Origin of the sequence: Streptomyces adelaidensis (assembly GCF_016598475.1) — a bacterium.
In the GTDB taxonomy this organism is placed as follows: Bacteria; Actinomycetota; Actinomycetes; order Streptomycetales; family Streptomycetaceae; genus Streptomyces; species Streptomyces adelaidensis.
Map to the genome: position 1 here is coordinate 1 of NZ_JAEMUX010000178.1, position 4,964 is coordinate 4,964.

The window sequence follows — 4,964 nt, forward strand, 5'->3', positions numbered from 1 at the left end:
CTCTCGGACCTCTCGGACCTCTCGGACCTTCCGCCGACGCGGCACCCTCAGCCGTACATCCGCCGCATCGCGAACTCCACCATCTGCTCCACCGCCTTCGCGTCGAACACCATCCGGTGCTCCCCCTCCATGTCGAGGACGAAGCCGTAGCCGGTGGGGAGGAGGTCGATGACCTCCGCGCCGGTGATGACGAAGTACTTGGACTCCTTGCCGGCGTACCGGCGGAGCTCCTTGAGGGAGGTGAACATCGGGATCACCGGCTGCTGGGTGTTGTGGAGCGCCAGGAATCCGGGGTTGTCGCCGCGTGGGCAGTACACCTTGGACGTCGCGAAGACCTGCTGGAAGTCCTCCGCGGCCAGCTGCCCGGTGGTGAAGGCGCGGACCGCGTCCGCGAGGGAGGGCGGGGACGGCTCGGGGTACAGCGGTGGCTGCTGCCCGTAACCGCCGCCCATCTGGCCGCCGGGCATCTGCCCCGGCATCTGCTGCTGCGGCGGAGGTGCGTACTGCTGCTGAGTGCCAGCGCTCTGGTCGTAGCCGTACATGCGGCAAAGCGTAACGAGTCACAGATGACCCGATCGAGGTTGCTTCTTATTACCGATGGGTAGCATCATCGGCATAGAAGCTACTTGTTGGTACGTGAACTAGCGCGAGGATCTGTGCCTCGCCGATCTCTCTACGGAGCAGTCGCCATGGGGCACTACAAGTCGAATCTCCGCGACATCGAGTTCAACCTCTTCGAGATCCTCGGGCGCGACAAGCTGTACGGCACCGGCCCGTTCGCGGAGATGGACACGGACACCGCCAGGAGCATCCTGGAGGAGCTGGCCCGTCTCGCCGAGAACGAGCTGGCGGAGTCCTTCACCGATGCCGACCGCAACCCGCCCGCCTTCGACCCGGAGACGAACACCGCCCCGGTCCCGGCCTCCTTCAAGAAGAGCTACAAGGCCTTCATGAAGTCCGAGTACTGGCGGCTCGGCATTCCCGAGGAGATCGGCGGTACGACCGCCCCCTCGTCCCTGGTCTGGGCGTACGCGGAGCTGGTTCTCGGCGCGAACCCGGCCGTGTGGATGTACTCCTCGGGTCCGGGCTTCGCCGGCATCCTCTACAACGAGGGCAACGACGTACAGAAGAAGATCGCCCGGATGGCCGTGGAGCGGACCTGGGGTTCGACCATGGTGCTCACCGAGCCCGACGCGGGCTCGGACGTGGGCGCCGGGCGCACCAAGGCGGTCCAGCAGGAGGACGGCTCCTGGCACATCGAGGGTGTGAAGCGGTTCATCACCTCCGGTGAGCACGACATGGAGGAGAACATCCTCCACTACGTCCTCGCCCGCCCGGAGGGCCACGGCCCCGGCACCAAGGGCCTGTCCCTCTTCATGGTCCCGAAGTACCTGTTCGACTTCGAGACCGGCGAGCTGGGGATGCGCAACGGCGCCTACGCCACGAACGTCGAGCACAAGATGGGCCTGAAGGCCTCCAACACCTGCGAGATGACCTTCGGCGACCGTCACCCGGCCAAGGGCTGGCTGATCGGCGACAAGCACGACGGCATCCGCCAGATGTTCCGCATCATCGAGCTCGCCCGCATGATGGTCGGCACGAAGGCCATCTCGACGCTGTCGACGGGCTACCTGAACGCCCTCGAGTACGCCAAGGAGCGCGTCCAGGGCACCGATCTGGCGAACTTCATGGACAAGACCGCGCCCAAGGTCACCATCACGCACCACCCGGACGTCCGCCGCTCGCTGATGACGCAGAAGGCGTACGCGGAGGGCATGCGCTCCCTCGTCCTCTACACCGCCTCCGTGCAGGACACGATCGCGGTGAAGGAGGCGGCGGGCGAGGACGCCAAGGCCGACCACGCGCTCAACGACCTCCTCCTGCCCATCGTCAAGGGCTACGGCTCGGAGAAGGGCTACGAGCAGCTCGCCCAGTCGCTGCAGACCTTCGGCGGCTCCGGCTTCCTGCAGGAGTACCCGATCGAGCAGTACATCCGCGACGCCAAGATCGACACCCTGTACGAGGGCACGACGGCGATCCAGGGCCAGGACTTCTTCTTCCGGAAGATCGTCCGCAACCAGGGCGCCGCGCTGAACACCCTCGCCGAGGAGATCAAGAAGTTCCTGGCGCTCGGCGAGGGCGGCGAGCAGCTGGCCGGCGCCCGCGAGCACCTCGCCAAGGCCGCCGTCGAGCTGGAGTCCCTGGTGGGCCTCCTCCTCACCGACCTCGCCGCCACCGAGCAGGACGTCAAGAACATCTACAAGGTGGGCCTCAACACCACCCGCCTGCTCATGGCCTCCGGCGACGTGGTCGTCGGCTACCTGCTCCTGCGGGGCGCCGCGGTCGCCGCCGAGAAGCTTCCGACGGCATCCGCCAAGGACCAGGCCTTCTACGCCGGCAAGATCGCGGCGGCGAAGTTCTTCGCGGCCAACGTCCTGCCGGGCGTCACCCTCGCCCGCAAGATCTCCGAGGGCGTCGAACTGGACCTGATGGAGCTGGACGAGGCGGCGTTCTAGACGCTGCCGACCCGCCGGATCCGGACGGGCGCCGGACGGACCCTGCCCGTCCGTCCGGCGCCCTCCCAGTCGCACTCTCGCTACGAGGGCCCGCTTCCATCCCCCGGGAGCGGGCCCTCGTACGTCGTTAAGGTGAACCCCATGCGCACACCCCCACGCTTCGATCGCGGCCACACCGACGACCTCATGACCTTTCTGGCGAGCAGTCCGTCCCCGTACCACGCGGTGGCGAGCGCCGCGGAACGGCTGGAGAAGGCCGGCTTCCGGCAGGTCTCGGAGACCGACGCGTGGGACGGCACGCTGGGCGGCAAGTACGTGCTGCGCGGCGGCGCGATCATCGCCTGGTACGTGCCGGAGGGCGCCGAACCCCACACCGCCTTCCGCATCGTCGGCGCCCACACCGACTCCCCCAATCTGCGGGTCAAGCCGCGCCCGGACAGCGGTGCGCACGGCTGGCGTCAGATCGCCGTCGAGATCTACGGCGGCCCGCTGCTCAACTCCTGGCTGGACCGCGACCTCGGCATCGCCGGCCGCCTCTCCCTGCGCGACGGCACCAGCCGCCTCGTCAATGTCGACCGGCCCCTGCTGCGCGTTCCCCAACTCGCCATCCACCTCGACCGTTCGGTCACCTCCGAGGGCCTGAAGCTCGACAAGCAGCGTCACCTCCAGCCCGTCTGGGGGCTGGGCGACGACGTCCGCGACGGCGATCTGATCGCCTTCCTGGAGGAGGAGGCGGGCCTGCCCGCGGGCGAGGTCACCGGCTGGGACCTGATGACCCACTCCGTCGAGCCCCCCACGTATCTGGGCCGCGACAAGGAACTGCTCGCCGGTCCCCGCATGGACAACCTCCTCTCCGTGCACGCCGGTACGGCGGCCCTCGCCTCGGTCGCCACCTCCGGTGACGCGCTCCCGTACATCCCCGTCCTCGCGGCGTTCGACCACGAGGAGAACGGCTCCCAGTCGGACACCGGCGCGGACGGCCCCCTCCTCGGCGGGGTGCTGGAGCGCTCGGTCTTCTCGCGCGGCGGCTCGCATGAGGACCGGGCGCGGGCCTTCGCCGGCACGGTCTGTCTCTCCTCCGACACCGGTCACGCCGTCCACCCCAACTACGCGGAGCGGCACGACCCGACGCACCACCCCCGCGCGGACGGCGGCCCGATCCTGAAGGTCAACGTCAACAACCGCTACGCCACGGACGGTTCGGGCCGCGCGGTCTTCGCCGCCGCCTGCGAGAAGGCCGGCGTGCCCTTCCAGAACTTCGTCTCCAACAACTCGATGCCGTGCGGCACGACCATCGGCCCCATCACCGCCGCCCGGCACGGCATCCGCACCGTCGACATCGGCGTCGCCATCCTCTCCATGCACAGCGCCCGCGAACTCTGCGGCGCCAAGGACCCCTACCTGCTGGCGAACGCGTTGGTGGCGTTCCTGGAGGGTTAGTTACCGAACGGCCTGTCCGGGTACCCGGTGTCGACCGGTAGGACCGAGCGACCGGAACGACCGGCCGACCCGACCGGACTGGGAGGGAACACTCATGGGCCTGGGCGGCTGCATCATCCTGATCGCCGTGGGGGCCATCCTCACGTTCGCCACCGACTGGGACATGCAAGGGGTCAACCTCAACCTGGTCGGCATCATCTTCATGATCGTCGGACTGATCGGAGTCGCGACGTTCAGCAGCATCGCCAAACGGAGGCGGGTCGTCGTCCCGCCCGCGACCCCGGTCATCGACGAGGACCGACAGCAGCGGGGCGGGTACCAGGGGTACTGACAGGTACCCCGGCGCACCCGGTGCCGGAGGTGCCCGACGGGTCGCTGGGGCCCCTGCCTGGTGCGGCGCGAGGCCGGGCTCGGCCGCTCGGCCTACCGGCGGCGTTTCGGAGCGGCCGCCGGGGAAGCCGTACGAGCATGAGATACCTCGTACGCGAACGGCTCCTCGGCCTCGGTGACGACTACTGGATCGAGGACGAGCACGGCGCGAAGGCCTACCTCGTCGACGGCAAGGCCATGCGGCTGCGGGACACCTTCGAGCTGAAGGACACCCGGGGTCAGGTCCTGATCGACATCCGCCGGAAGATGTTCGCCCTGCGGGACACGATGGTCGTCGAACGGGGCGGTGAACCCCTCGCGACCGTCCGCCGCAAACGGCTGTCCCTGCTGCGCAACCACTACCGCGTCGCCCTGGCCGACGGCACCACGCTCGACGCCAGCGGCAAGGTCCTCGACCGTGAGTTCGTCATCGAGTACGACGGGGAGCTCCTCGCGCACATCTCCCGCCGCTGGCTGCGCGTCCGGGAGACGTACGGCGTCGACGTCGTACGGGACGACGCGGACCCGGCCCTGCTGATCGCGGTGGCGGTGTGCGTGATCCATCTGGCGGAGAAGGAGCGGGAGGACTAGGGGGCCGGGTGGCCAGGGAGTCAGGGGGCCGGATGGCCAGGGAGTCAG

5 protein-coding genes are annotated in these 4,964 nt (G+C 68.8%); 4 read left to right on the forward strand and 1 reads right to left on the reverse strand.

The window, feature by feature from the left end:
* Positions 1-47: 47 nt before the first annotated feature.
* Positions 48-542: an SseB family protein gene (locus I8N67_RS40840; RefSeq protein WP_200309371.1), complete on the reverse strand. Its 495-nt coding sequence runs from the start codon at positions 540-542 to the stop codon at positions 48-50.
* 147 nt (positions 543-689) lie between these two features.
* Here I8N67_RS40840 and I8N67_RS40845 point away from each other — a divergent pair, with 147 nt between their 5' ends.
* From I8N67_RS40845 to I8N67_RS40860, 4 genes are all read left to right on the forward strand, one after another.
* A complete protein-coding gene (locus I8N67_RS40845) occupies positions 690-2,516 on the forward strand; it encodes an acyl-CoA dehydrogenase (protein ID WP_200309372.1) in 1,827 nt (608 codons plus the stop codon).
* A gap of 141 nt (positions 2,517-2,657) precedes the next feature.
* Positions 2,658-3,956, forward strand: a complete 1,299-nt coding sequence (locus I8N67_RS40850; RefSeq protein ID WP_200309373.1) for a M18 family aminopeptidase — start codon at positions 2,658-2,660, stop codon at positions 3,954-3,956.
* 94 nt (positions 3,957-4,050) lie between these two features.
* The gene (locus tag I8N67_RS40855; RefSeq protein WP_200309374.1) at positions 4,051-4,287 is read left to right on the forward strand and encodes a DUF6458 family protein; all 237 of its coding nucleotides are present in this window, start codon (positions 4,051-4,053) and stop codon (positions 4,285-4,287) included.
* 137 nt (positions 4,288-4,424) lie between these two features.
* The gene (locus I8N67_RS40860) at positions 4,425-4,916 is read left to right on the forward strand and encodes an LURP-one-related/scramblase family protein (RefSeq protein ID WP_200309375.1); all 492 of its coding nucleotides are present in this window, start codon (positions 4,425-4,427) and stop codon (positions 4,914-4,916) included.
* The last annotated feature ends 48 nt before the right edge of the window (positions 4,917-4,964 follow it).

What these genes read in the sequence shown, in the direction of transcription:
- I8N67_RS40845 (WP_200309372.1), top strand. Translation starts at nt 690, where the DNA reads ATGGGGCACTACAAGTCGAATCTCCGCGACATCGAGTTCAACCTCTTC.
- I8N67_RS40860 (WP_200309375.1), top strand. Translation starts at nt 4,425, where the DNA reads ATGAGATACCTCGTACGCGAACGGCTCCTCGGCCTCGGTGACGACTAC.
- I8N67_RS40855 (WP_200309374.1), top strand. Translation starts at nt 4,051, where the DNA reads ATGGGCCTGGGCGGCTGCATCATCCTGATCGCCGTGGGGGCCATCCTC.
- I8N67_RS40840 (WP_200309371.1), bottom strand. Translation starts at nt 542, where the DNA reads ATGTACGGCTACGACCAGAGCGCTGGCACTCAGCAGCAGTACGCACCT.
- I8N67_RS40850 (WP_200309373.1), top strand. Translation starts at nt 2,658, where the DNA reads ATGCGCACACCCCCACGCTTCGATCGCGGCCACACCGACGACCTCATG.